The organism is Ruegeria sp. SAZD011 (assembly GCF_059612545.1).
Map to the genome: position 1 here is coordinate 74,598 of NZ_JBXWQU010000023.1, position 26,137 is coordinate 100,734.

Sequence of the window (26,137 nt, forward strand, 5' to 3'; positions counted from 1 at the left end):
GGACCCCTGTCTTTCCTCTTGCTGCAAATATCCCCGCCGGAGGCATCGCGCGGCACGCGCGAACAGCTCCCTTGCCAGCGGGCGAGCGGATCAGTATGGCGGGGGCATGAGCGATACCTTGCCCCCCTGCCCCGATTGCGCCTCTACCTTCACCTATCAGGTGGATGCGCTGCTGAACTGCCCCGAATGCGGCCATGAATGGCAGGCGACAGAAGAAGCCGAGGCGGGCATCCGCGACAGTGTCGGCAATCTGCTGGCCGATGGCGATACGGTGACCGTGATCAAGGATCTCAAGGTCAAGGGATCCTCGGCCGTGGTCAAGGTGGGCACCAAGATACGCAACATCCGCCTGGTGGGGGGCGATCACGATATCGACTGCAAGATCCCCGGCATCGGCCCGATGGGGTTGAAATCGCAATTCGTGAAGAAAGCCGCCGACTGAGCGTCAGGCGTCCAGTTCGGCATCCCAATAGAGGAAATCCATCCAGCTTTCGTGCAGGTGGTTGGGCGGGAACTTGCGGCCCACATTCTGCAATTCCTCGGCCTGCGGGCGGCGCGGCGGGCGGCGCAGCGACATATTGGCCTGGCGCAACGATTTCGACCCCTTGCGCAGGTTGCAGGGCGCGCAGGCGGCGACCACGTTTTCCCAGCTGGTCACGCCCCCGGCGGCGCGCGGCACCACATGGTCAAAGGTCAGATCCCCCTTGCCACCGCAATACTGGCAGCGGAATTCGTCCCTCAGAAACAAATTGAAGCGCGTGAAGGCCACGCGCTTCTGAGGTTTCACATAGTCTTTCAGCACCACGACCGAGGGTATTCGGAGCACCACGCTGGGGCTGCGCACCACCTCGTCATATTCGGCGATGATATCGACCCGGTCCAGCCAGGCCGCCTTGATCGCCTCCTGCCAGGGCCAGAGCGACAGCGGATAATAGGAGAGCGGGCGGTAATCGGCATTGAGCACCAGCGCCGGGTGATGTTTCAACGCACCCGGTTCGCGCACAAAATCAGTCCTGAAATCGCCATCCATCCCGGATTCTCTCCTCGCCCCGGATTGCCGTGAGACCTGTCCAGAGCGGGGAGCACCCGCCCCGGCTTCGAACCAACTATATATCGTGTCCGGTCGCTGGCAAGCCTTGATTTTCCACTACATGTCGGCACTGCACTAGCTTGTGCAAGTAACAGGGTCGTGACGGTTATCCACAGGCTTGCCGCTGGCGTGCGCGCGCGCTATTGGCAACGCCCATGGCCTGGTTCATCCGCTTCAACAAACCTTATGACGTGCTGTCGCAATTCACCGATCGCGGCAGCGCCGACAGCCCGCGCGCAACCCTGTCCGACCATATCGACCTGCCGGGCGTTTACCCCGCCGGGCGGCTGGATCGCGACAGCGAGGGGCTGATGCTGCTGACCGACGATGGCCGGTTGCAGGCGCGCATCGCCGATCCCAGGCACAAGCTGGCCAAGACCTATTGGGTGCAGGTCGAAGGCGTGCCAGATGCGGCCGCTCTCAAGGCGCTGAGCGAGGGGGTTGAGCTGAAGGACGGGCTGACCCGACCTGCCCGTGCCCGCGTCATCGCAGAGCCGGCGAACCTCTGGCCGCGCAATCCCCCTATCAGAGAGCGCAAATCGGTGCCAGACAGCTGGATCGAGCTGACCATTCGCGAAGGCCGCAACCGGCAGGTGCGCAGGATGACCGCCGCGGTCGGCCACCCGACCCTGCGCCTGATCCGGGCGCGGATCGGGGAGTGGACGCTGGACGGGTTGGCGCCGGGCGAATGGCAAAGCCTGCCGATGCCCGCCGCCCGATCCGGCCCCCCAAAAGGGCGCCCGCGCCGCTGACCGCGCGGCGCAGCACGCCTCAGAGGCTCAGCTTGTCCCGCATGAAGGCCAGCGCCACGCTCAGCCCGTCGGGAGCGATGCCGTGGCCGGTCCCCTTCATCACATGGGCATAGACCTCTTTGAAACCGGCGCCCTGCAAGGCCTCTGCCGCCTGCGGCAGCGATTGCGCCGGCACCACGTCATCGGCATCGCCGTGCACCAACAGCACCGGCATCCGGCTGACAACCTCATCGGACAACAGGTCCGGCTCCAACAGGCGGCCTGAAAAGGCGACAACGCCCGCCACCGGATCCTCGCGCCTTGGCGCGACATGCAGGCTCATCATCGTGCCCTGGCTGAAACCGAACAGCACCACCTGTTCGGGCAGCAAATCCTCGTCCACCATCAGCGCGTCGAGGAAGGCGTTGAAATCGGCCACTGCCGCCTCCATCCCGCGCCGCGCCTCCTCTTCCGAGGACCCGTCGAGCCAGGGGATCGGAAACCACTGGAACCCGAAGGGCATACCCGGGATCGTCTCGGGCGCGTCGGGCGCCACAAAAAGCGTGTCCGGCAGATGTTCGCCCAGAACATCGGCCAGCCCCAACAGATCGGCCCCATTGGCGCCATAGCCATGCACGAATACCACCGCCGAGCGGGTGTCGCCCGATACCGGCGCCTTGCGCTCGGCCCTCAGAACACGTGTCATCTGATCCCTTCCCTGTCCTTTGCCACCCGGTAATAGGCCCAGAGCACGCGCGCCGCAACCGAGCGCCAGGGCGACCAGGCCAGCGCCATCTGTCGCAGGGCGCGTTCGCTGGGACGCTCGGGCAGATCGTAGAGGGCGCGCGCTGCCTCTTGCAGGGCCAGATCGCCGGGCGCGAACACATCGGCGCGGCCCAGGCTGAACATCGCGTAGATCTCGGCCGTCCAGACCCCGATGCCGGGCACCCGGGTCAGCTCGGCAACCACATCCGCATCAGGAGCGGTGCGCAAGCCCTTGAAATCAATGCGCGCCTTGGCCAGCTCGCGGGCATAGCGGATCTTCTGCCGACTCAACCCCACGGCGCGCAGATCGTCGTCACTGGCCCAGAGGATCTTGCGCGGGCCGATCAGTCCCGCCGCGCGCATCCGCCCCCAGATCGCATTCGCAGAGGCGACGCTGACCTGCTGGCTGACAATGGCGCTGAGCAATTCGGCAAATCCGTCCGGCCGTCGGCGCAACGGCAAGGGCCCGGTCAGCGTCATCGCATGGGCCATGCGCGGGCAACTCTCGGCCAGCCAGGCCGCCCCTTCGGCCACGCAATCGGGGGTTTCGATGATACGTCCAACCGTCATGCCTGCCCCCTTGGCGCGATTCCCATAGGTGGCAAAGTTAATCTGTTCACAATTGGTTTCAACCGGCTTGCCGCCGCATGCATTCGCCGATACGCATGCGTTCATGACCCTCGCCGATAGCCACACCAACGACAGCCGCGCCAAGCGAAACGTCGCCGTTCTCGTCGCCGCCCAGGCCATTCTGGGCGCGCAGATGCCGATGATCTTTACCATTGGCGGGTTGGCCGGCCAGTCGCTGGCCAGCAATGTCTGCCTTGCGACGCTGCCGATCTCGCTCATCGTGCTGGGGTCGATGCTGTCGGCGACACCGATTTCGGCCATCATGCAGAAATGGGGACGCCGGGCCGGGTTCCTGCTGGGGGCACTGGCAGGCGCGCTGGGCGGGGCTGTCGGGGCCTATGGGCTTTACCTTTCGTCTTTCCCTGTCTTTCTGGCGGGCAGCCTGCTGACCGGCGTCTATATGAGCGCCCATGGCTTCTATCGTTTTGCCGCCGCCGATACCGCCTCGGACGCGTTCCGTCCCAAGGCGATCTCTTATGTCATGGCCGGCGGTCTGGCCGCCGCGATCATCGGGCCGCAACTGGTGAAGGCCACCTCGGACGCCTATGTCATCCCGTTTCTGGGCACCTATTACGCGGTGATCGCGGTCAACCTGCTGGGTGCGCTCCTGTTCTTTTTCCTCGACATCCCGCGCCCGACCCCGCCCGCCGCCGACAGCCCGCGCGGACGCAGCCGGATGGAACTTCTCAAGACCCCACGCATCGCGGTGGCGGTGATCTGCGCCATGGTCTCCTATGCGCTGATGAACCTGGTGATGACCTCGACCCCGCTGGCGGTGGTGGGCTGCGGATATGATCAGGGCGACGCGGCGGATGTGGTGACCAGCCATGTGCTGGCCATGTATGTGCCCAGCTTCTTTACCGGCCACCTGATCGCCCGGTTCGGGGTGGAGAAGGTCGTGGCCGCCGGTCTGGTCGTGCTGGCCGCAGCCGGCGTGGTGGCTCTGCAAGGCGTGGATCTCAACAACTTCTTCATCGCGCTGATCCTCTTGGGTCTGGGCTGGAACTTTGGCTTCATCGGCGCCACCACGATGCTGGCGGGCGCCCATCAGGCACATGAGCGCGGCCGGATGCAGGGGCTGAACGACCTTCTGGTCTTTGGCGGCGTTACCATGGCCTCGCTGGCCTCGGGCGGGTTGATGAACTGCTCGGGCGGCAATGCGGTCGAGGGCTGGACCGCCGTCAACCTGGCGATGGTGCCCTTCCTGACCCTGGCGGGGGGCGCGTTGATCTGGCTGATGCTGCGCCCCAGGGAGGCCTGAGCGGGGGCGCTGCCCCCGTCGCCTGACGGCGACTCCCCCGGAGTATTTACGGCGAAATGAAGAGATGCGAGTCTGCTGCTTCTTTCTGGTTTAAAATACTCCGAAGCGCGAGGCGGAGCCTCGCAAATCCCCTCACCAGCGGCCGGTCGCGGCCTGCAGGCCCAGGCGCAGGTGACGGGCAAAGGGGCTGAGGCCAAGCTGACCGGTCGCAACGCTTGCGGGGTGTTTCTGAACCTGACGCAGCAGCGCGCCGCTTTGCCAACCAGCCAGCAGCGCGGGCCGCGCGGCGTGCGAAATCAGCGAGCGTTTGGCACGGGCGCGCGACAGGTGGTCAAGCCCCTCTTCGGCAAGGCGTCGGATACCCGCAGGGGTGCCATCGAGCAGCGGGACGCGCCCGCGCGCCTCCAGCTCGGGGATGGCGCGGAACCAGTTGGCCAGTCCCATCGCATAGCCGTAATCGCGCAAGACATCCTCGTCCGCCTGTCCCAGCGCCGTCGCGCTAACGCAAAGCAGGCTGGCGCTGCTCTGTTCCAGGTAACGGGTCAGGTGGGCTTTATCCTCAAACGGATCGCGATAGATGTCCCAGCGCCGCACCGCCACGAACCCATCCAGCCGCGCCGCCATCTGCGGGCTGAGGGTACCCGCCAGCGGCGTCACCACCGGATGCCGGCGCGCTGGCTTGCCCAGGGCAAGCTCTTCGAGCGCGTCGCGCCACCATTGCAGCCGCATCTCGGCGATCATCGGTTCGGCCGAGGCCCAGGGCGCGCGCGCCACCTCGACCGCCAGCGCGTAGAGCGGGAACAGCACCCGCCGCGCCGCCACCGGCGCCGCCATCGCCGCCGCGAAACGTTCCGGATCGGCGCGCTGGACCAGTTCGGCGCAGGCGGTCAGATCGGCGTCGAAGACGTCGCTCACTCTGCCGCCACCCCTTGCCCCGCGCAGTCGCGCAGCAGTTTCCAGTTGATCGCGTCAAGAAGCGCCTCGAACGAGGCATCGACTATGTTGGCGCTGACCCCCACAGTGGACCAGCGCCGCCCCTTGCCATCCTCGCTGTCGATGATGACGCGGGTCACCGCCTCGGTGCCGCCTTGCGTAATGCGCACCTTGAAATCCACCAGCCGCATGTCGCTCAGGATCGCCGAATAGCGCCCCAGATCCTTGGCCAGCGCCTTGTAAAGCGCGTTGACCGGGCCGCGGTCGCTGCCCGTCTCGTCCAGCGACTCGCTGACCGAAAGCAGCTTTTCGCCATCCACCTTGACCACCACGACCGCCTCGGAGAGGCTGACCATGCGGTCATACTTGTTCTTGCGCCGCTCGACCGTGACCTTGTAGCGCTTGACCTCGAAAAATGCGGGCATCTGGCCCAGTTCGCGCCGCGCCAGCAGCTCGAAACTGGCCTGTGCGGTGTCGTAGGAATAGCCCTCGTCCTCGCGCGCCTTGATCCGCTCCAGAATATGACCCAGCGCCGGGTCGCCCTGCGACACGCTCAGCCCCGCATCGGTCAGCCGCTTGCGCAGGTTGGACTGGCCCGCCTGGTTCGACATCGGAATGATGCGCTCGTTGCCCACCAGACCCGGGTCGATATGCTCATAGGTCGACGGATCCTTGAGGATGGCGCTGGCATGCAGCCCGGCCTTGTGGGCAAAGGCGGACGAGCCGACATAGGGCGCCTGTTTCACCGGCACCCGGTTCAGGATATCATCCAGCATGCGGCTGATCCGGGTCAGGTCGGCCAGCGCCCCCGCGCTGACACCGGTTTCGAACCGGCTGGCATAAGGTTCCTTCAGCAGCAAGGTCGGGATCAGCGAGGTCAGGTTGGCATTGCCACAGCGCTCGCCCAGCCCGTTCAGCGTGCCCTGGATCTGGCGCGCGCCCGCCATCACGGCGGCCAGCGAACAGGCCACCGCCTGATCGGTATCATTGTGGCAATGGATGCCCAGCCGGTCACCGGGAATACCGGCGGCAATCACCTCACCCACCACGCGGGCCACATCGGCGGGCATGGCGCCGCCATTGGTGTCGCACAGCACGATCCAGCGCGCGCCTGCCTCCAGCGCGGCGCGGCAGACCTCCAGCGCATAGGCGGGATTGTCGCGATAGCCGTCAAAGAAATGCTCGGCATCAAACAGCGCCTCGCGCCCCTGCGCCACGATATGGGCCATCGAGGCGCGGATATTCTCGGTATTCTCGGCCAGCTCGATCCCCAGAGCCTGGGTCACATGGTAATCATGCGCCTTGCCGACCAGACAAACGGTGCCCGTGCCCGCGTTCATCACGGCGGCCAGCACATCGTCATTTTCCGCCGAGCGGCCCGACCGTTTGGTCATGCCAAAGGCAGTCAGCTTGGCGCGGGTCGCTGGCGCGGCCTCGAAAAACGCGCTGTCGGTGGGGTTGGCACCGGGCCAGCCGCCCTCGATATAGTCGATGCCGAGGCTGTCGAGCGCACCCGCGATGCGCAGTTTTTCCGGGGTCGAGAATTGCACGCCCTGGGTCTGCTGCCCGTCGCGCAGGGTGGTATCGTAGAGATAGAGGCGCTCGCGGGTCATGCGGTGTCTCCTCGACAGGGCCGCGCCCGGCCCGGGGTGGGCGCATCGCGCCCGCCCATGGGGGCGGGTCGGGCGCGGCCCGGGCAAGCCCGGGCGGGGCATTCGCGATGGAGGGTCATTTCAGGACCTCCAGTTCATCAACTGTTGGGCTTCCTTTGATCGTTGCACTGGGAACTTGAATGCCACCCTCTTTTGAAACACTGAGATCAACACCAGCGAGCAACGCGCTTTTCTTTAGTCTATCAGCTGCTTCGAAGTTCTTCGCATCGCGAAAGGCCATCCAGCGACGCGCTAGATCGTTCGCCGCTTCCAGAACTTCCACACTTGTTGAAAAACCGAAAGAGGCCACCCCAAAATTCACAGTCTCTTGCAGCCCGAGCATCTCCAAGCCCGCTTCAAGCGCCGCATAGTCCTTCTCTTTAGCCAGGCGATGCAACTCCGCAATCGCACCAGGCGTATTCAGATCATCTGTCAATGCATCAATGAACTGCGGCGATGGTTTGATTTCCAGTTCATCAAGAGGAGCAGTCAACCGCCACCACTTGCGCAGGGTTGCTTCTGCCTCTTTCGCCTTCTTCTCGGTCCAGTCCATCGGCTTGCGGTAATGGGTACTCAGGAACACGAAGCGGATCACCTCGCCCGGGATGCCCTGATCCAGCAGGTCGCGCACGGTAAAGAAATTGCCCAGCGACTTGGACATCTTCTTGCCCTCGACCTGCAACATCTCGTTATGCAGCCAGACATTCGCAAAACGACCCTCGGGATGGGCGCAGCAGCTTTGCGCGATTTCGTTCTCGTGATGCGGAAACATCAGGTCGTTGCCGCCACCATGGATGTCGAAGCTTTCGCCCAGAAGTTCGAAACTCATGGCCGAGCATTCGATATGCCAGCCGGGCCGCCCCCGGCCCCAGGGGCTGTCCCAGCCGGGCAGATCGGGGGTCGAGGGTTTCCACAGAACGAAATCCATCGGGTTCTTCTTGTAGGGCGCGACCTCGACCCGGGCGCCCGCGATCATGTCATCGACCGAGCGGCCCGAGAGCTTGCCGTAATGCTCTTTCCACGAATCCACCGCGAACAGCACATGCCCCTCGGCCGCATAGGCATGGCCCTTGGCGATCAGGCTTTCGATCATCGCCACCATCTGCGGGATGTACTCTGTGGCGCGCGGCATGTGGTCGGGCTCCAACGCGCCAAGCGCGCCCATGTCGTCCAGAAACCACTGGGTCGTCTCGGCGGTGATGTCGCCGATGGGCCGCCCGCTCTCAGCCGCGCGCGCGTTGATCTTGTCGTCGACGTCGGTGAAGTTGCGCACATAGGTCACGTGATCCGCGCCATAGACATGGCGCAGCAACCGGTAGAGCACGTCGAACACCACCACGGGTCGCGCGTTGCCCAGATGCGCCCGGTCATAGACCGTGGGACCGCAGACATACATGCGCACGTTCTGGGGGTCGATCGGGACAAACTCTTCCTTTGTCCGCGTCCGTGTGTTGTGCAGCTTGATCGTCGTCATCGGGTCTTGTTCCTCAACAGCATGCGGCAGGCGCTTGTCAGCGCGGGCTTAGCAACTTGTCTTTGCGAAGAAAACGACGAATGACCAGCCCGCGAATGGATCAGCGGGTAATGCAGCAGATAATGATGCGAATGGTGCGGGTCATGGATCATCCCTTAGCACGCCGGGCCTGCTTCTCCAACATGAAATCCGGACGGCAATTGACAAGCGGAACCGGCTCTGCCCCTCTCCGCCTGGGACTCAGGCAAGGGAAGCGGGATGAGACTGTCACGGCGGATAACCGGCCTGACCGGGGGCGGATCGGACGGATGGGACCTGTTCCTGCGGGCGCGGCGGATGATCGCCGAAGGCATCGCGGTGACCGAACTGACCATTGGCGAGCATGACACGCGGACGCACAGCTCGATTCTCGATGCCATGGACCGCTCTGCGCGCGGTGGTCATACCGGGTATGCCATGGTTCCGGGCACGGCCCTGTTGCGCGATACCGTGGCCGCAAGGGTGCAGGAACGGACCGGTCAACGCACGACCCGCGACAACGTGCTGATCACACCGGGCGGTCAGGCGGCCCTCTTCGCGGCGCATAGTGCCGCTTGTGATCCCGGGGATATGGCGCTGTTTGTCGATCCCTATTACGCCACCTATCCAGGCACGATTCGCGGTGTCGGTGCCCTGCCCCGCGCCGTGATTGCGAGGGCCGAGGACGGGTTCCAGCCGCGTCCCGACGTGATCGAGGCCGAGGCAAAAGGGGCGGTGTCGCTGCTCATCAACTCGCCCAACAACCCGACAGGAGTGGTCTATAGCCACGAAACGCTGGAGGAGATCGCCAATGTCTGCCGAGACCGCGATCTGTGGCTGATCTCGGACGAGGTCTATGACACCCAGATCTGGGAAGGGGCGCATCTGTCCCCCCGCGCTTTGCCCGGAATGGCCGAGCGCACGCTGGTTGTCGGTTCGATGTCCAAGTCCCATGCCATGACCGGGTCGCGCTGCGGCTGGATCGTCGGACCGGAAGAGGCGATTTCGCATCTGATCACGCTGGCCACCCACACCACCTATGGTGTGCCCGGGTTTGTGCAGGATGCGGCGGTTTTTGCCCTGGGTCAGGGACGGGATCTGGAAGAGGAGATCGCAGCGCCCTTTCGTCGCCGTCGCGACCTGGCGCGGCACATCCTGGCGGGTCAGAATGCCGTCCGTCTCAGCCCGGCCCAGGGGGCGATGTATCTGATGCTGGATATTCGGGCGACCGGCCTGTCGGGCGAGGCATTTGCCACAGCCTTGCTGGAGACCCACCATATCGCCGTGATGCCCGGGGAGAGCTTTGGCAAGGCGGCGGCGGGCCATGTCCGGGTGGCGATGACCGTCGCCGATGATGCCTTTGTTGAGGCACTCAAAACGCTCTGTCACTTTGCGGCGCAGCAGGCGTCTGGCCTGTCCGAAGGCTGATATCGGGCGGCCCGCAGGCCGCCCGCCCTTGATTTCGGTCGCGTCAGAACCGCAGCGATGCCCGCAGGTTGAAGGTGTTGACGTCGAAATCGCTTCCGGCGCCGCCAAAATCGTTGAACTGGTGGCGCAGCACCTCGCCGCTGACCGACAGGTAGTCGGTCACCGGCATTGCCAGACCCAAGCCATAGACCAGACCGTTTTCATTGCCGAATGTCGAGGTGGCGCGCGCCGCCCCCAGCACGCCATAGCCCAGCACCGGGCCAAAGTCGTAACCGGCCTTGACCTTGATCCGCCCGATCTCGTCCAGCGTGCCACCACCGCCGCCCAGATCGTTGTTGACCCGGTCATATTCCAGTTCACCGCCCATGACGAACCGGTTGCCCAGATCAAAGTTGTACCCGATATGGCCGCCAAAGGTAGCGGCCTCGCCATCGCGCGCGCCGGGGCCATCGACATCGCCATAACCGACACCCAGCCCCAGATAGGCGCCGCTCCAGTCACCTGCGATTGCCGGGGCGGCGGCCATAGATACCGCGACCAGCGCGGGAACCAAATGCTTCATTGTTCTACTCCTTGCCACGGGACAAGAGAAACCCGGCAAGATATTGTCACCAATATCTTTTTCAGCGTCGCTCTCCTGTCGCCACCAGACAGATGCGCCTTGTCGTCACTTGCTTCAAGCCGCCAGAGCCACGGCCCTGCAGGCTGGGCCGGAACCCGCCACAGGGGGGCTAGAGCGTCGCGGAATCCCGCGCACGAGCGCTGCGACACGCAGGTCGCAAACAGGACAGATCAGGTCGGATCGGGATGGCATTCTGCCACAGGATGAGGAGCGCAAGCATGCAAGAGGAACGCAGCAAGATCTGCCTGGTAAGCCGCACCATCGGTGCCGACCGGGGGCGTGCCGCACGGGGTCGGCCTGGCCACCGCTGACGCGTTTTCTTCCTTATCCATTCCCAAACTCACCAGGATTCTACCTGCATGAACGATCAGACTCGTAGCACTGCCCGTGCGGGCGGGCGTTCGGCCCGTCGCGCCGCCCGCTCTGCCGCGCTTCCCGACCATCTGCGCCCCATCCGCCCCGGTATGAGCGGTGGCGCGCTGAACCTTCTGAGCCAACAGGACATGGAGCGTATCCATGCCGCGGCCCTCGACGCGCTGGAGCGGATCGGTCTGGCCGATGCCCCGCAAAGCGGCGTCGACTATCTGGTCGGCGCCGGCTGTATCCTGGGCGAGGACAAGCGCATCCGCTTTCCCCGCGCTCTGGTCGAGGACACGCTGGCCCGCGCCAACCGCTCGGTGACGCTCTACAGTCGCGACGGCAAGACCGATCTCGAGCTTTCGGGTACGCGGGTCCATTACGGCACCGCAGGCGCGGCGGTTCACATGGTCGATGTCGATGGCCGCGAATACCGCGATTCGACGGTGCAGGATCTGCACGACGCCTCGCGGATCTGCGAACGGCTCGACAATATCCATTTCGTGCAACGCCCGATGGTCTGTCGCGACATCAGCGACAATTTCGAAATGGATATGAACACGATTTATGCTTGTTGCTCAGGCACGTACAAGCATGTCGGCGTGTCCTTTACCGATCCGTCCTATGTGGCGCCCGCCATCGAAATGCTGCACATGATCGCCGGAGGCGAGGCCAACTGGCGCGAGCGGCCCTTCGTGTCGAACTCCAACTGCTTTGTTGTGCCGCCGATGAAGTTTGCCACCGAATCCTGTCTGGTGATGGAGGAATGCATCAAGCACGGCATGCCGGTGCTGTTGCTGTCGGCGGGCATGGCCGGGGCCACCGCGCCCTCGACCGTGGCAGGCGCCATCGTTCAGGCGGTGGCCGAATGCCTGGCCGGTCTGGTCTACGTGAACGCGGTCAAGCCGGGTGCGCCCGCGATCTTTGGCACCTGGCCCTTTGGCCTGGACCTGCGCACCGGCGCGATGACCGGCGGGTCGGGAGAACAGGCGCTGCTGACTGCGGGCTGTGCCCAGATGCACCGTTTCTACGATCTGCCCGGCGGCGCGGCGGCGGGGATCGCCGACAGCAAACTGCCGGACATGCAGGCCGGGTGGGAGCAGATGTGCTCGAACGTCATGGCGGGTCTGTCGGGGTTGAACATGGTTTACGAGGCGGCGGGCATGCATGCGTCGCTGCTGGGCTTCTGCCATGAGAGCCTGATCCTGTCCGACGACCTGATCGGCCAGGCGCTGCGCTGCGTGCGCGGCATCGAAGTGACCGACGAGACGCTTGCGGTGGATCAGATCGCCGAGGTCTGTCTGGGCGGCAGCGGCCATTATCTGGGTACCGACCAGACGCTGGGCCGGATGCAGGTGGACTATGTCTATCCCACGCTGGGGGACCGGACCTCGCCAAAGGAATGGGTGGAAAAGGACAAGCCCGACCTGATCGCCAAGGCCGTGGCCCGCAAGGAGGCCATTCTGGCCGAACGCTCTCCGGCGCGGTTCGATGCCGCCACCGATGCGGCAATACGGGCGAAGTTCAACATTCACTTGCCCGCGTAACACCTTGAATAAAAACGGCGGCCCCAAAGCCGCCGTTCCTGACGGCGGTTAGCCGTCGCTGGCGGGCAGCAGACCTGCCTCTTGTGCGGCGGCCACCTCCTCGGAATCGAGGACCGCATCACCATTGGCGTCCATCCGCACAAAGGTTTCTGCGTTCACCTCGGGGTTGGCGGCCTGAACCTCGGTCAGGGTCAGCACGCCGTCGCCATCCGTATCCGCGCTGCTTTGCGCCCAGGCGGTCGCAGGCAGGGCCAATCCCAGGGCGCCCAGCAGGGCCAGCAGTTTCGGTGTCATCTGAGTCTCTCCTCAAGTGGGGTTATGTCTCTGTCTTGTCCGGACAGGACCACAGTCCCCTCTCTGCACATCGCTGTCACCTTGCGCGGACCGACGACCCGGATTCGCGCTGACAGGTGCCGGTTGTCCCGTAACCCGTCGGCAACGTGCCGCCCGCCGCCGCGCGCCCGAGCGGTTTCGGCGGAACTCCTCGGATGATATCGCCCGGATCCGGCAGGCTCTTGCCGGAAACCTGTCTGCACGGCGCCGGATACCGGACGACCCGAGTCGCGCGTGCGGCGGTTCAGCCGAGCGCGGTCTTGGGAAAGTAGAAACTCACGGTCCAGTTCGGCATGTCCACGATCTCGCTGATGCGCAGATCGCCACAGACCGAGCAGAGCATATAGGCGTCCAGCGCGCTCATCCCCGTGGTGGCGGCAATCCAGTCGATCATGCCCGACACCGCATCGCGCGCCGCCTGCATCAGGTCGGGGCCGATCCCGGTGGTGGCCTTGTAGCCTGCACCGTCGAAATGGCGGCTGACCGGTCCGTCGGTCTCGAACCGGGGAAAGGCCAGATCGGCGCCCTTGAGCAGGTCGATCCTGATCGCCACATCCATCGGGCTTTCGATGGCGGTGCCACAGATCTCGCCATCTCCCTGCGCGGCATGGGTGTCGCCCAGCGACAACAACCCGCCCGCCACCTCGACCGGCAGATAGAGCGTGGTGCCCACCGCATTGTCGCGAATGTCCAGATTGCCGCCCACCCGGCGCGGCGGCACCAACGAATGATTGCCCGCCTCTGCCAGTGCCAGCCCGATGGTGCCCACAAAAGGCTTCAGCGGCACCTGCCCCCCCGGGCCGTAAAGCGCGGGCCGCATCGCCACCTTGTCATAGCTCCAGATATGCAGGGCGGGATCGGGGAACTGGTCGGTCAGCAGGCCGAAACCGGGGATATTCGCCGTCCAGCCCCAGCCCGAGGGCTTGAAATCGAGAAAGCTGATCGCCACCGCGTCACCCGGCTCGGCCCCGTCGATATGGATGGGGCCGGTCACCGGGTTCACCTTGTCGAACGACAGCGCGCCCAGATCGGCCAGGGTCGACCCCGGCCCCAATTGCCCGCCCGAGCTGTCAATCGTCTCGATCTCGACCGTCTGGCCGGGGGTGACCCGCAACACCGGCTCGATGCTGTTGTCCCAGCCGAAATGGTGAGAGTGCTTGTGGATCGTGTGATTGCAGCCCATTGCCGTCTCCTATTTCAAGATCAGATCCTCGATTTCGCGGTCGCCCATCAGCCCGCCGGGGCGCAGCGCCATGGTCAGCACGATCACCCCGCCCAGCACGATGCCCGACAGGCCCAGCGCCTCGGGCAGGTCGATGCCCAGCACCACCGGACCGGTTTCCAGCCAGCGCACCCATTCCAGCCCGAACGAGATCAGAAAGGTGCCCAGCACCGCCCCTGTCACCGTCCGCATCCCTCCCAGGATCAGCATGGCAAGTGTCAGGAATACATGGTTGAAATAGAAGGGCCGCGCCGAGATCGTGCCCAGGTAATAGGCATAGGCGATGCCCGCCACCGCCAGCAGCACCCCCGACAGCACCCAGGCCATCAGCCGCAGGCGGTGGATATCCACCCCCATGGTGGCGGCGCCCACCTCGTCATCGGCCGAGGCACGCAGGGCAACGCCCCAGCGGCTCTCGCGAAATCCACGGGTGATAAACACCACCAGCACCGCCAGCCCCACCACCCAGGTCAGGTTGAAGAGTTGCGGAATGCCGAAGAACGCCTGGTTCCCCTTGAAGATATCCGTGCGGTAGAGGAACAGCCCATGCACGATGACCAGCACCGCCAGCGACACGATGGTGGCGCCGATGCCGGTCAACCGCACGATGAACACCCCCACCAGCCAGGCCACCAGCCCGGTCAGCACCAGCGCGATCAGCGCCGAACTGACCGGGTCGAGCGCGAATGCGTTCAACCCCCAGGGCGCATCGGGCAGCGAGATCGCCTTGATCTTCTCCGGCGTCACGCAGATCGCGGCGGCATAGGCGCCGATCCCCATAAAGGCGGAATGGCTGAGATTGGTGACCCGCGCATTGCCCATGAATACTTGCAGCGCCAGCACCACCAACAAGTTGACATAGGCGCCATAGACCAGCCGCAACTGATAGCGCGAGCCGAACCAGGTGGCGGCCAGACCGATCACGATCAGGATCAGTGCAAGCAGCGCGGCGCCGACAATGCCACGGCGCTGGGCCCGGGACAGGGTCATATCTTGTCCCCCTTCTCGACCGGCGGCGACAGGATGCCGTCAGGCCGCCAGATCAGCACCATCGCGATGATGCCGAACACGAATGCGTCGGTCATCCCGCCCAGCGATTGCGGCAGCATCACCAGCATCGCCACCTCGATCGCGCCCAGCAGGAAACCACCCAGCACCGCGCCCGGCAAGCTGCCAAAGCCGCCCACCACACAGGCGACAAAGGCCTTGAGCACCGGGTCGAACCCCAGATGCGGATCGACCGAACCGCGCCGCGCCATGATGAACACACAGGCGATCCCCGCCAGCAGGCCCGAGATGGCAAATGCCATGGCAAAGACCCGGTTGGCGCGGATACCGCTCAGCCGCACCATCTCGAAATCCAGCGACGCCGCCCGCATCGCAAGCCCCAGCACGGTACGGCGCAGAAACAGCATCAGCGCCACGATCACCACCGCCGTGGTCAGCGCCTCGAACAGTTGCAGCGAGGACACCCGGATCGCGCCCAGATCGACGGGCCAGTCGAGGAAGTAAAGAGAGGTCACCGCGATCGGCCGGGGCGAGACCAGCAGCAGGAACAGGTTCTGCAACACGATCGAGACGCCAAAGGCCGTGAGCAACCCCGTGGTCGGATCGGCATAGCGCACCGGGCGGAACGCCACCCGCTCCAGCAGCATGGAGCCCGCCACCGCCGCCAGCACCGCCGCCCCGATCACGATCAGCGGATTGCTCAGCGCCAGCGCGGCCATGGCCACCATGGTATAGCCGCCCACCGCGATGATCTCGCCATGGGCGAAATTCACCAGCCCCATGATCGAGAACACGATGGCCAGCCCCAGCGCCAAGAGCGCGTATTCGGCACCGAAAGAGAGGGCGTTCATCGCCTGCTGCGCAACATAGTCCATCTCAGCCGATCCCCGTCAGTTCCGCCATCAGCGCGTCGCTCTGGCCCAGTGTCCCGGCCGTTCCCTCGGCCACGATGCGCCCGTTGTTGAGCAGATAGGCATAGTCCGACAGCCTCAGAGCCTGGGTTGCGTTCTGTTCGACCAGCAGGATGGTCATCCCCTGCTGGCGCAGCGTTTCGATCATGGCGAAGATCTGCGCCACGATGCGCGGCGCCAGCCCCAGGCTGGGTTCGTCCAAGAGAAGGATGCGCGGTTCGGACATCAGCGCGCGGGCAATCGCCAGCATCTGCTGTTCACCCCCTGACAGGGTGCCCGCCTGCTGGTCGCGCCGCTCGCCCAGAATGGGAAAGGTGTCGAACCAGCGCGCGATCCGTTCCGCCTGCCCCTCGGGCCGCATCGCGGCACCCAGCCGCAGGTTCTCGGTCACCGTCAGGTTGGCAAAGACGCGCCTCCCCTCGGGCGAGATGGCCAGCCCGCGCCGCATCCGCGCCTCGACCGGCAGGCCCCCCATGTCGGTGCCGTCAAAGGCGATGGCGCCCGTGGCCCGCGCGATGCCGGTGATCGCCGACAGGGTCGAGGTCTTGCCCGCCCCGTTCGGCCCCAACAGCGAGACGCATTGCCCCGGCTTCACCTGAAAGGTGATCCCGTGCACCGCCTCGATCGGCCCGTGATAGACCCGCAGGTCCGTGACATTCAGCATCCGCCGCCCCAGATTTGGTTCCGGCGGGGCCAGTACGGCCCCGCCCCAGCCTCAGTTCAGCCTCAGTTCCAGTCCATGGGCGTGTTGGCGGGAACCTCGTTCGAGATCAGCACCCGCTTGCCACCTTGGAAGCCGATCACCGGAATGGTGCGCTGCGCATAGGTCCGGGTCTCCTTGAACGAGATCGCATCCACCGACATCACCGGGATGCTGTCGGCGTTGCGCAGGGTCTCGGCCAGGGTGACCGGATCGGTGCTGCCCGACTGTTCCACCGCCCAGGCGACCGCCTTGACCGTGTCGGCGCCGGTGGCCGGGAACAGGCCCGGCACGTCGATCCCCATCTCCTTGCACTCGGCGATGAACTTGACCACCGCGCTATCGGCATGGCTGGGCGCCAGCGTGGCAAAGAACACCTTGTCCAGCATCGCCGGATCATCCGTGCCGATGGCATCCAGCGACGGGTCGTCAAACCCGTCCGAGCCCACCACATAGGCCTCGATCCCGGCGCTGCGCATCTGCCGGATCAGCACCGCGATATCGGGCATGATGGACGAGATATAGACCGCGTCGATCTGCTCGCCCAATGCTTTCATCTCGGCGATCTGCGGCGACCAGTCCGAGGTTCCGAAGGAGAAGTTGAGCTTGCTCAACACCTTGCCGCCCCCGGCCTCGACCACATCGCCGAACCAGAGCGGCGTGCGCGCCGACCACGAGCCGCCCTCGTCCGAGGTCATCAGCACCACGTTCTTGACCCCGAGGCTGAGCGCATGATTGGCCGCCGCAGTGGCGGTGAACGGGTCGGGGGAGACGCCGGTAAAGAAGTTGTCGACAATGCCCGCATGCATTTCGACCTGGGTCGATTGCGGCTGAAAGATCGATACGCCATAACCCTGTGCGACCTGCGCCACCGGGATCATCGTGTCCGAGAACGGGATGGTGCCCAGCATCACCGCGCCCTCGTCCAGGAACTTCTGCGCCAGGCTGATGGCGGTCTGCGTGTCGGCGCCACTGTCCTGGATCAGCACTTCGATCTTCATGCCGTTGACGCCACCCTTGGCGTTGATCATGTCCGCCATGCAGCGCGCGCCCTGCCATTCGGAATAGGGCGCATAATCGCCGGTCATCGGCACGCCGAGGCCGATCTTGATGGTGTCCGCCGCCAGCGCGGGGCTTGCCAGTGCAACGCAGGCCAGAGCCGCGATCGAGGTCTTTCTCATGTCATTCTCCTGTTGGTTGCCCGCCGCCCCGTTCAGGCGGCGTGGTCGTTGCCTTCTCCCAGATATGCGTCGATGACCTGCCTGTTTTCCGATACCTTGCGCGGGGTGCCTTCGGCGATCACCGCGCCCATGTTCAGCACCGTGATCCGTTCGCACAGCGACATGATGAATTTCAGGTCGTGGTCGATGACCAGCAATGCGCAATCGGTCTGGCCGCGCACCCATTGCAGCGCGCGGCCCAGTGCCTGGGTCTCCTGTTCGTTCATGCCCGCCGCCGGTTCGTCCAGCATCAGCACCCGCGGCGCCAATGCCAGCGCGCGCACGATTTCCAGCCGGCGCAATTGGCCATAGGCCAGCGCATCGGCGCGGCTGTTGCGGCGGCTGTCCAGATCGAACTGGACCATCGCCTCGGCCACCAGCGCATCGGCACCGCGCCCGGCCCGCGCGGCGGTATAGCGGGCGACGTCGATATTCTGTTCCACCGTCAGCGCCGGAAACACCCGCAGGTTCTGAAAGGTGCGCGCGATGCCGTATTCGGCCCGGCGCGGCGCGCTCATCCCGTCAAGCGATTGCCCGTCCAGCGTCAATGTCCCCGCCGAATGAGACAGCAGGCCCGAGATCAGGTTCACCAGCGTGCTCTTGCCCGCGCCATTGGGGCCGATCAACCCATGCACCTGCCCCGCCGCCAGCCGCATCGACACATCGCGCACCGCCTGCACGCCACCAAAGGACTTGCTGAGACCCTTGAGTTCAAGCACGGGCCAGCTCCGCCACCAGCTCTTGCGTGGTCACCTGTCGGCAATAGCCCTTGATCGCCGAAAGCGAATTGTCATGCCGCGCCTGGCTGTATGTGAGGCAGGCATCGCTGACCTGGGTCACCAGATAGCCTAGGTCGCAGGCATCGCGGATGGCGCTTTCGACGCATTGATCGGTGATCAGACCCGAAATCACCAGTTGCCGCACGCCCAGATTGCGCAGCACATAGTCGATATGGGTCGAGACAAAGACCGAGGACGACCCCTTGGGCAGCACGATCTCATCCCCCTCTGGCGCGATCTGGTCGATCACCTTGCCGTCCCACGAGCCCTTGGGCACGTTGAACCCGGTGATCTTGTAATCCAGCGAGCGGTCGCGCCCGTCCAGTGTCAGGCTTTCGATGGTGGTATACATCACCTCGACCCCGGCCGCGCGGCAGGCCGCCTGTACCGCCTGCATGTTGGGGATCACACGGCTGTCGAGCTGGTCGAAATACCAGCCATATCTGGCATCGAATTCGGCGGGGTCCAGCCCGTCGAACTCGGCCCCCTTGCGATGGGCCGAAAAGTTCTGAACGTCGATGAACAGCAGCGCCGATTGCGCCGGGATCAGCGGCAGATCACGGGTCAGGGTCATGTCAGGCTCTCCATCACATGGGCGATCGCAGCAGCCAGCAGCCCGGCCCACAAGGCCGCGCCGGGGGCGCTGTCGATCTGGTCGTTGCGAATCTCGATCAGGCAATGCGGCAGGCCACGGGCCTCGGCATGGACCGGGATGAACCAGTCTGTCGCATCCTCGATCCGGTAGGGTTCGTTGATCGCCAGCACCAGATCGGGGCGGCGGTCGGCGATGTGGTCGCGCAGCGCCTCGGCGGTGGCGCGACTGCGGCGGCTGAGGAAACCGGCATGCCAGGGGCGCAGCTGCCCCGACAGGTTGGGCGTGTAGGAATGGATGGAAAAGGCCGCCCGGCGCGGCGGACTGTCCAGCAGGCGCACGATCTGGCGATCCATCGGGTCGAAGATTTCGGCGATGCGGCTGGCGCGCGCCGCGCTGCTCAGCCCGCGATTGCCAGGCACGGCGGCGCCATCGCTCTCCTCCGGCATCGCCTCGCCGCTGTGGGGCGGGCGGTTGGCATCGATCACCAGCCGGCTGTAGCGTTGCAGGATCAGCGGCGCCCCCAGTTCCGCCGCCACCGCGCGCGCCACCGCCTCGGCCCCGATATCCCAGCCGCGATGACTGTCGAGCACCCCCGGCGCCAGCCCCAGATCACCGAGCGCTTGCGGCACCGCCCGCCCGGCATGTTCGCAGACCAGCAGCACCGGCACGGCGCTGTCGGCCTGCACCAGGTCGACCGGCGCGGGATCCGCATCTGTCAGCAAAAGAGGCGTGGCAGCAGCTTGCATGCCGCCAGAGTAGAGAAAGAAATTTTTCAATGTCAAGAAAATTGCCATTGAATGAAAATTTATTCTCATCATAATCGGACCCATGACCATTCGCCATGCAATCGAGGCCCATGCCGACAGCCTGACCCAGTCCGAGCGCAAGCTGGCTGCGGCGCTGCTGTCGGATTATCCCTATGCCGGGCTGATCTCGATCCAGGAACTGGCCGAACGGGCCGAGGTCTCGGCCCCCTCGATCACCCGCTTCGTGACCAAGATCGGGCTGGGCGGGTATCAGGAGATGCAGCGCCGCCTGATCTCGGAACTGAAGGAGGGCGACCGCTCGCCCGTTGAACTGCATGATGGCGGCACCCGGATCGAGGGCGGTTATCTGGACGAATTCGTGACCCGCGCGGCCGCACAGCTGCATTCGGCCCGCGACGCGATCACCGAGGGGCAATTCTCGCGCATCTGCGCCCTGCTGGGCGATCCCAAACGCGCGGTCTATGCGCTGGGCGGGCGGATCAGCGACACCATCGCCCAGCATCTGTCGTTTCACCTGCGCCAGGCGCGTCAGGGCGTGTTCCACCTGCCCCGCGACCCCGAGACCTGGCCCGAATACCTGCTGAGGATGCGACCGGGCGACGTGTTCTTCATGGTTGATTTCCGCCGCTACCAGACCAATCTGGCCCGGCTGGCGGAACAGGCCGCCCGCGACCGCAAGGCGCATGTGGTGCTGATGACCGACAAATGGCTGTCCCCGGCCACCCGCCATGCCTCGGAGGTGCTGGCGGTGCCGATCGAGACGGGCACGATCTGGGACAGTTATTCGGCCGCGCTGGCGGTGACCGAGGCACTGGCGACCCGCGTCGGCGAAGACAATTGGGACCAGACCCGCGCCCGGATCGAAGCCTGGGACGCGGCCAGGGGACATGCACGGGAGAGCTGAGATGACACCGTTGATTTTTGCGGCAACCTGCGATCTGGCGGGCAAGGTGCGGGGCAAGGCTTTTCCGGCCGAGCATCGCGACAAGCGGCTGGTGCGTGGCGTCGGCTGGACCCCCACCAACGCACTGATCACCTGTTTCGACACCATCGGCGACAGCCGCTATGGCGCGCTGGGCGATCTGCTGCTGATCCCCGACGAAGACGCCGAGGTCGAAGTGACGTTCGGCGATGTGACCGAGCGTCTGATGCTGGGCGATATCGTCGAACTGGATGGCAGTCCCTGGGACCTGTGCACCCGCGCCCTGCTGCGCGGGGCGCTCGACCGGCTGGAGGCGCTGAGCGGTACCCGGCTGCTGGCGGCCTTCGAGCACGAGTTCCAGATCCGCGGCGGCCCCGGCCCGGTGGGCGAGGCCTATGGCCGCGGCGGGTTCGAGGCGCAGCGCGCGCTGTGCGAAACGCTGATGGCGCGGCTGGCACAAGTGGGCCTGTCGCCCGACAGTATCATGAAGGAATACGGCCCCAACCAGTACGAGGTGGTGATCGGCCCCGAAATCGGGCTGCGCGCGGCCGATGCGGCGGTGATCCTGCGCGAGATCACCCGATCCTCCGCGCGGCATCTGGGGCAAGAGGCCACCTTTACCCCGATCCGCGACCCCGCCAGCGTCGGCAACGGGGTGCATATCCACATGAGCTTTCTAAACGCCGATGGCAGCCCGGCCACATATGATGCCGATGGCCCCTGCGGCATGTCCACCCTGACCGCCAGCTTTGCCGCCGGGGTGCTGAAATACCTCGACAGTATCCTGGCACTGACCGCGCCCTCGGTTGTGTCCTATCTGCGGCTGACGCCGCATCGCTGGTCGGCGGCCTATAACAACCTCGGCTTTCGCGACCGCGAGGCGGCGCTGCGGATCTGCCCGGTGACGGCGCGGGACCCGGCATCGGTGGCGCGGCAGTACAATATCGAATACCGTGCCGCCGATGCCGCCGCCTGCCCGCATCTGGCGCTGGCCGCGATCGTGCATGCGGGATGCCAGGGCATCGAAGAGGGATTGTCGGCCCCCGAGCCAACCGAAGAGGACCTGTCGCTGCTGCCCCCCGAGGCGCTGGATGCGCGCGGCCTCGTTCGCCTGCCGCAAACGCTGGAGGAGGCGCTGGAGCGGCTGGGTGCCAATTCCACCGTGGCGGGCTGGTTCCCCGAACCGCTGGTGCCGGTCTACCTGGCCCACAAGGCGTCCGAGATTGCCCATGTGGCCGGGATGGACACAGCCGGGCGCTGCGCCGTCTATGAGGCGAGTTACTGAAGGTTTCGGTGTCTCGGATCGCTGACGCGATCCGACCGATCGGGGAGGGCTCTGCCCTCCCCGAACCCCTCCCGAGGTATTTTTGAACAGAAGAAGATGAGGGGTGGTATCCGATCCTGGAAGTGGTGTCAGCCGCCACGCATGGCGCGCCAGATCAGGTTGGCGCCCAATACCACGAAAAGCAGGATGAGCGCGCGCCGGAACAGGGCCGGGTCGGCACGGTGGCGCAGGCGCTCGCCCAGGGCGAAGCCCGCGAAAGTGGGCGCCAGCAACAGAGCCGAGAGGCCGAGCCCGCGTGGATCGGCGTGGCCCGCTGCAACATAGGAGAGCATCAGCGGCAGGCTGCCAGCGGCGATGAGCAGACCGCTGGCCTGCACGAACTCGTCCCTCGGCGCGCGGCGGGCGCTGAGATACATCGCCATCGGCCCGCCCCAACCCGCGGTCAACCCGCCGATCACGCCGGTGAGTGCGGCCCAGATCACCTCGATCAAACCAACGTGGCGTTCGGGCATCGGCGGCACCCGGCGCAGACTGTCGAGCAGTGCGTAAAGCAGCAGGATCGCCCCCAGCGCCCCCATCAGCAGCCGGTCGCCCGCCGCGCGACTGAACCAGGCGGTCAGCCCCACCGACAGGCCCAGCACCAGCGCGAACCGGCCATACCGGCGCAGCAATATGCCTAACGGCCCGCCCCGCGCCATCTGCCAGAGATTGCTGAGCAGCATCGGCATCAGGATCAGCGTGATCGCCATGCGTGGATCGGTGCCCAGCGTCAGCAGCGCCAGCGACGCGGTGGGCAGGCCCAAGCCGATGAAGCCCTTGATCGTCCCCGCCAGCAACAGCACCGCGCTGGCAAAGAGCATCAGGTCGAGCGTGGTCATGACGCCTCTCCGCCTGGCCCTGGACGGGCCCGCGCCCGACCAGAGCCGCGCGCGTCGGGTCTGTCAAGGCGACAGCGTTCACGGTTGCCTGTGCGACCGCCGCTCACCCTGCCAGCACCTCGCGCATCAGCATTCCCAGCCCCAGGCAGAGGCAGAGCAGCACCAGGAGGCGCTGGAACTGCGCGTCGGTGATGCGGCGAAAGGCGAAGATCCCAGCCTGCGCCGCCAATACGCCGGCCGGCAGCACCACGGCGAAAGCGGTCCAGACCTGCGCCTCGTAGGCGCCGCGCAGGGCCAGCCCTGCAACGGTGATGAGCAGGATCGAAAAGTTGTAGCTTTGCAGCACCGCCCGTGTCTCGGCCCGGGGCCAGGCCCGCATCGACAGCCAGATGGTCGGCAGCACGCCCGACAGCGAGGCGAAGCCACCCAGAATGCCGCCGACGAACCCCAGGGCACGGTCGATCCAGCGATACTGTCCCTCAAGACGGGGCAAGGACCGGCGCAGGCCGAAGTAACCACCGTACAGGACCAGCCCCGCCGCGATGATCCGGCGCAGCACCGCCGGATCGACCCAGTCGAGCAGCATCAGCCCAAGCGGAACGCCCAGAATGCCCGGCAGGGTGAAGCGCAGCCAACGGCGCGGATCCTCCCAAAGCACCGAACGCGAGATCCAGAGGCCCTGAACCCCCGCCAGCACCGCCAGAAGCGCGGTCAGCGCCACCGCCGAAACCGGGTCGAGCACCACCAGAAAGAACCCCAGCGCAAAAAGCGAGGTGCCCATGCCCGCAAGCCCGTTGACGAAACCGCCCGCCAGACCGCCAAGCAGCACATAGATGACGGTCTCGATCTGCATCCGGTCTGTCCCCCTGCCCTGCCCGTTGCCGTATCGTGGCATTGGGCAGGGGTCAACGACGCTCTACCCGGCCAATGTCGGTAGCCAGAGAACGATCTGGGGAAAGGCGACCAGCAGGCCGATGGTCACCGCATCGGCGACAAAGAACGGCATGACACCGCGGAACACGTCCTGCACGCTCAGGTCCGGGCGCACACCGGCCACCACGAAACAGTTGAGGCCGATGGGCGGGGTGATCAGGCAGAACTCGGCCATTTTCACCACCAGGATACCGAACCAGATCGCGCACATCGGCCCCGACATGCCAAAGGCGCTGTCCGCCGCGCTGACCGCCTCGCCCCCGTTCAGCGCCATCACCGCCGGATAGACCACCGGCAGGGTCAAGAGCAGCATGCCGATCGCGTCCATGAACATGCCCAGCACCGCATAGGCCAACAGGATACAGATCAGGATCAGCATCGGCGACATCGCAAGCGAGGTGATCCAGTCGGAAAACGCCCCCGGCAGATCGGCAAAGCCCAGGAAGCGGACATAGATCAGCACCCCCCAGATGATGGTGAAGATCATCACCGTGAGCTTGGCGGTCTCGATCAGCGCGCTCTTGAACTCGGCCCATTTCATGCCGCGCAGCACGGCCATGCAGAACACCACAAAGGCACCCAGCGCGCCGCCCTCGGTGGGCGTGCCCCAGGCATCGCCGCCAAAGGGGTTGTAGACAAAGAAGATGATGATCACGACGACGAAGACGATGGGCAACGCGCCGGGCAGCGCGGCAAAGCGCTGCCGCCAGGTAAAGCCGGTCACTGGCGGGCCCACCGATTTGAACACCACCGCGATGCCCACGATCAGCGCCACATAGATCACCGCGCTGAACGCACCAGGCACGAAGCCCGCCAGCAACAGCTTGCCCACGTCCTGCTCGACGATGATGGCATAGATCACCAGGATCGCCGAGGGTGGGATCAGCGAGGCCAATGTCCCCGCCGCCGCCACCACGCCCGCCGCAAAACGCTTGTTATAGCCGATTGCCAGCATCTCGGGGATGGCGATGCGGGCGAACACGGCAGAGGTCGCGACCGACGCCCCGGACACCGCCGCAAAGCCCGCGGTCGCGAACACGGTCGATACCGCCAGCCCGCCCGGCACCCAGGCCATCCAGCGCTTGGCCGCCTCGAACAGCGCCCGCGTCAGCCCCGCATAATAGGCGAGGTAACCGATCAGGATGAAGGTGGGGATCAGGCTCAGCGCCTGGCTGGCCACCTTGGAATGGGGCACCTGCCCCGCCGTCTTGACCGCCACCGTCAGCGCCCAGCCGAAATCCTGCGGGTCATAGCCCTTCTTCGACCAGAAGATCCAGATGAGCCCCACCAGCCCTGCCAGCGCGGCGGCAAAGGCCACGCGCATGCCGACCAGAACCAGAACCAGCAGCCCGCCGGTGACCCAGAGGCCGATCTCGATACTATCCATTGTCATGCCCCGCCAGTTGCTCGGCCTCGGCCGCCGCCTGGGCGGCCACATCCTGGATCAGCGGCACCGCTACCGGCGCATCAAGCCCCAGCAGAAAGGCCCGGCCATAGCCCCAGACCTGCAAAACCAACCGCAGGCACAGAACCGAAAACGCCACCGGCGCCAGCAATTTGGCGGGCCAGAGCGGAATGCCGATATCGATAGAGCTGTCGCGGCTCCAGAGCGGCGCGTTCATGTCAAAGGCGCGCAGGAAATGCGCCCAGCTGCCCCAGACCAGAAGTATCATCAAGCCCAGGATCAGCAGCACCGAGATCAGCTCGAACAGCCACAGCGCCCGGCCCTGAAGCCGCCCGATGAACAGGTCCATCCGGATATGGCCGCCCTCGCGCTGGACAAAGGCGATGCCCATGAAGGCGATCAGCGGCATCGCCTGTTCGATCCAGTCGACATAGCCGGGCAAAGGCGCGTTCATCGTGTTGCGCCCGCCGACCGAGACCACTGCCAGCAGCATCAGCGCAAACACCGCCAGCCCGCTGATCAGCGCCAGGACCCGCTCCAGCCGCAAGAGCGCCCGGTCCAGACGGCTCAGCGCGCTGCCGTCCTCCAATACTGATGCATGCCCTGCCATGGCAAAGCCCCCTTACGTCCGGTATTCTGAAAAGAGCGGACCGGGCACATATGCGCCCGGC

27 protein-coding genes are annotated in these 26,137 nt (G+C 65.4%); 7 read left to right on the forward strand and 20 right to left on the reverse strand.

Features of this window, described 5'->3' with window-relative positions; genetic code table 11:
- The first annotated feature begins 106 nt into the window (after positions 1-106).
- Positions 107-442, forward strand: coding sequence for a zinc ribbon domain-containing protein YjdM (locus tag AC2FLM_RS12050; RefSeq protein ID WP_496858172.1), 336 nt, complete (start codon positions 107-109; stop codon positions 440-442).
- Positions 443-445: 3 nt separating this feature from the next.
- On the opposite strand, the gene AC2FLM_RS12055 is transcribed toward AC2FLM_RS12050, so the two are convergent.
- Positions 446-1,030, reverse strand: coding sequence for an HNH endonuclease (locus tag AC2FLM_RS12055; protein WP_011047847.1), 585 nt, complete (start codon positions 1,028-1,030; stop codon positions 446-448).
- Between the two features lie 215 nt (positions 1,031-1,245).
- Here AC2FLM_RS12055 and AC2FLM_RS12060 point away from each other — a divergent pair, with 215 nt between their 5' ends.
- Complete coding sequence (locus AC2FLM_RS12060; RefSeq protein ID WP_496858174.1) at positions 1,246-1,842, forward strand: pseudouridine synthase; 597 nt, start codon at positions 1,246-1,248, stop codon at positions 1,840-1,842.
- Positions 1,843-1,861: 19 nt separating this feature from the next.
- Here AC2FLM_RS12060 and AC2FLM_RS12065 read toward each other — a convergent pair whose 3' ends face one another.
- Both AC2FLM_RS12065 and AC2FLM_RS12070 read right to left on the reverse strand, forming a co-directional pair.
- Entirely contained in the window at positions 1,862-2,527 is a 666-nt protein-coding gene (locus AC2FLM_RS12065) for an alpha/beta hydrolase (protein ID WP_234220108.1), read from the reverse strand.
- A complete protein-coding gene (locus AC2FLM_RS12070; RefSeq protein ID WP_496858176.1) occupies positions 2,524-3,156 on the reverse strand; it encodes a DNA-3-methyladenine glycosylase family protein in 633 nt (210 codons plus the stop codon). Before AC2FLM_RS12070 ends, AC2FLM_RS12065 begins: the two co-directional genes overlap by 4 nt.
- 103 nt (positions 3,157-3,259) lie before the next feature.
- On the opposite strand from AC2FLM_RS12070, the gene AC2FLM_RS12075 reads away from it, so the two are divergent.
- Complete coding sequence (locus AC2FLM_RS12075) at positions 3,260-4,477, forward strand: MFS transporter (protein WP_496858178.1); 1,218 nt, start codon at positions 3,260-3,262, stop codon at positions 4,475-4,477.
- Between the two features lie 132 nt (positions 4,478-4,609).
- On the opposite strand, the gene AC2FLM_RS12080 is transcribed toward AC2FLM_RS12075, so the two are convergent.
- From AC2FLM_RS12080 to cysS, 3 genes are all read right to left on the reverse strand, one after another.
- On the reverse strand, positions 4,610-5,392 hold the full coding sequence (locus tag AC2FLM_RS12080) for a squalene/phytoene synthase family protein (RefSeq protein ID WP_496858180.1): 783 nt from the start codon (positions 5,390-5,392) through the stop codon (positions 4,610-4,612).
- The gene (cimA, locus tag AC2FLM_RS12085) at positions 5,389-7,023 is read right to left on the reverse strand and encodes a citramalate synthase (protein ID WP_496858182.1); all 1,635 of its coding nucleotides are present in this window, start codon (positions 7,021-7,023) and stop codon (positions 5,389-5,391) included. Before cimA ends, AC2FLM_RS12080 begins: the two co-directional genes overlap by 4 nt.
- Before the next feature lie 115 nt (positions 7,024-7,138).
- Entirely contained in the window at positions 7,139-8,536 is a 1,398-nt protein-coding gene (cysS, locus tag AC2FLM_RS12090; protein WP_496858184.1) for a cysteine--tRNA ligase, read from the reverse strand.
- 258 nt (positions 8,537-8,794) lie between these two features.
- Here cysS and AC2FLM_RS12095 point away from each other — a divergent pair, with 258 nt between their 5' ends.
- Entirely contained in the window at positions 8,795-9,982 is a 1,188-nt protein-coding gene (locus AC2FLM_RS12095) for a pyridoxal phosphate-dependent aminotransferase (protein WP_496858186.1), read from the forward strand.
- A 43-nt stretch (positions 9,983-10,025) separates the two neighbouring features.
- On the opposite strand, the gene AC2FLM_RS12100 is transcribed toward AC2FLM_RS12095, so the two are convergent.
- Positions 10,026-10,544: an outer membrane beta-barrel protein gene (locus tag AC2FLM_RS12100; RefSeq protein ID WP_496858188.1), complete on the reverse strand. Its 519-nt coding sequence runs from the start codon at positions 10,542-10,544 to the stop codon at positions 10,026-10,028.
- A 419-nt stretch (positions 10,545-10,963) separates the two neighbouring features.
- On the opposite strand from AC2FLM_RS12100, the gene AC2FLM_RS12105 reads away from it, so the two are divergent.
- A complete protein-coding gene (locus AC2FLM_RS12105; RefSeq protein ID WP_496858190.1) occupies positions 10,964-12,508 on the forward strand; it encodes a trimethylamine methyltransferase family protein in 1,545 nt (514 codons plus the stop codon).
- Between the two features lie 48 nt (positions 12,509-12,556).
- Here AC2FLM_RS12105 and AC2FLM_RS12110 read toward each other — a convergent pair whose 3' ends face one another.
- The 9 genes from AC2FLM_RS12110 to AC2FLM_RS12150 form a co-directional block, all read right to left on the reverse strand.
- Positions 12,557-12,802, reverse strand: a complete 246-nt coding sequence (locus AC2FLM_RS12110) for an EF-hand domain-containing protein (RefSeq protein WP_234145141.1) — start codon at positions 12,800-12,802, stop codon at positions 12,557-12,559.
- Positions 12,803-13,085: 283 nt separating this feature from the next.
- Entirely contained in the window at positions 13,086-14,024 is a 939-nt protein-coding gene (locus AC2FLM_RS12115; RefSeq protein WP_496858192.1) for an acetamidase/formamidase family protein, read from the reverse strand.
- Between the two features lie 9 nt (positions 14,025-14,033).
- Positions 14,034-15,053: a branched-chain amino acid ABC transporter permease gene (locus tag AC2FLM_RS12120; RefSeq protein ID WP_496858194.1), complete on the reverse strand. Its 1,020-nt coding sequence runs from the start codon at positions 15,051-15,053 to the stop codon at positions 14,034-14,036.
- The gene (locus AC2FLM_RS12125; RefSeq protein WP_496858196.1) at positions 15,050-15,946 is read right to left on the reverse strand and encodes a branched-chain amino acid ABC transporter permease; all 897 of its coding nucleotides are present in this window, start codon (positions 15,944-15,946) and stop codon (positions 15,050-15,052) included. Before AC2FLM_RS12125 ends, AC2FLM_RS12120 begins: the two co-directional genes overlap by 4 nt.
- A gap of 1 nt (position 15,947) precedes the next feature.
- Complete coding sequence (locus tag AC2FLM_RS12130) at positions 15,948-16,646, reverse strand: ABC transporter ATP-binding protein (protein ID WP_234145138.1); 699 nt, start codon at positions 16,644-16,646, stop codon at positions 15,948-15,950.
- Between the two features lie 62 nt (positions 16,647-16,708).
- Positions 16,709-17,863, reverse strand: coding sequence for an ABC transporter substrate-binding protein (locus tag AC2FLM_RS12135; RefSeq protein ID WP_496858199.1), 1,155 nt, complete (start codon positions 17,861-17,863; stop codon positions 16,709-16,711).
- Between the two features lie 32 nt (positions 17,864-17,895).
- Positions 17,896-18,621: an ABC transporter ATP-binding protein gene (locus tag AC2FLM_RS12140; protein WP_496858201.1), complete on the reverse strand. Its 726-nt coding sequence runs from the start codon at positions 18,619-18,621 to the stop codon at positions 17,896-17,898.
- A complete protein-coding gene (locus AC2FLM_RS12145; protein ID WP_234183636.1) occupies positions 18,614-19,255 on the reverse strand; it encodes a cysteine hydrolase family protein in 642 nt (213 codons plus the stop codon). Before AC2FLM_RS12145 ends, AC2FLM_RS12140 begins: the two co-directional genes overlap by 8 nt.
- Positions 19,252-20,058: an N-formylglutamate amidohydrolase gene (locus AC2FLM_RS12150; RefSeq protein ID WP_496858203.1), complete on the reverse strand. Its 807-nt coding sequence runs from the start codon at positions 20,056-20,058 to the stop codon at positions 19,252-19,254. The genes AC2FLM_RS12145 and AC2FLM_RS12150 overlap by 4 nt, the downstream gene beginning before the upstream one ends.
- Positions 20,059-20,104: 46 nt before the next feature.
- Between AC2FLM_RS12150 and AC2FLM_RS12155 the strand changes: the two genes are divergently transcribed.
- Both AC2FLM_RS12155 and AC2FLM_RS12160 read left to right on the forward strand, forming a co-directional pair.
- Positions 20,105-20,947 (forward strand): MurR/RpiR family transcriptional regulator, encoded by an 843-nt coding sequence (locus AC2FLM_RS12155; protein ID WP_234145133.1) that lies wholly within the window; start codon positions 20,105-20,107, stop codon positions 20,945-20,947.
- A gap of 1 nt (position 20,948) precedes the next feature.
- Positions 20,949-22,250: a type I glutamate--ammonia ligase gene (locus AC2FLM_RS12160; protein ID WP_496858206.1), complete on the forward strand. Its 1,302-nt coding sequence runs from the start codon at positions 20,949-20,951 to the stop codon at positions 22,248-22,250.
- 128 nt (positions 22,251-22,378) lie between these two features.
- On the opposite strand, the gene AC2FLM_RS12165 is transcribed toward AC2FLM_RS12160, so the two are convergent.
- The 4 genes from AC2FLM_RS12165 to AC2FLM_RS12180 form a co-directional block, all read right to left on the reverse strand.
- The gene (locus AC2FLM_RS12165; RefSeq protein WP_496858208.1) at positions 22,379-23,128 is read right to left on the reverse strand and encodes a sulfite exporter TauE/SafE family protein; all 750 of its coding nucleotides are present in this window, start codon (positions 23,126-23,128) and stop codon (positions 22,379-22,381) included.
- 103 nt (positions 23,129-23,231) lie between these two features.
- On the reverse strand, positions 23,232-23,981 hold the full coding sequence (locus AC2FLM_RS12170) for a sulfite exporter TauE/SafE family protein (protein ID WP_234183639.1): 750 nt from the start codon (positions 23,979-23,981) through the stop codon (positions 23,232-23,234).
- 63 nt (positions 23,982-24,044) lie between these two features.
- On the reverse strand, positions 24,045-25,448 hold the full coding sequence (locus AC2FLM_RS12175; protein WP_496858210.1) for a TRAP transporter large permease: 1,404 nt from the start codon (positions 25,446-25,448) through the stop codon (positions 24,045-24,047).
- Positions 25,441-26,076 (reverse strand): TRAP transporter small permease subunit, encoded by a 636-nt coding sequence (locus tag AC2FLM_RS12180; RefSeq protein WP_234215826.1) that lies wholly within the window; start codon positions 26,074-26,076, stop codon positions 25,441-25,443. Before AC2FLM_RS12180 ends, AC2FLM_RS12175 begins: the two co-directional genes overlap by 8 nt.
- Between the last annotated feature and the right edge of the window lie 61 nt (positions 26,077-26,137).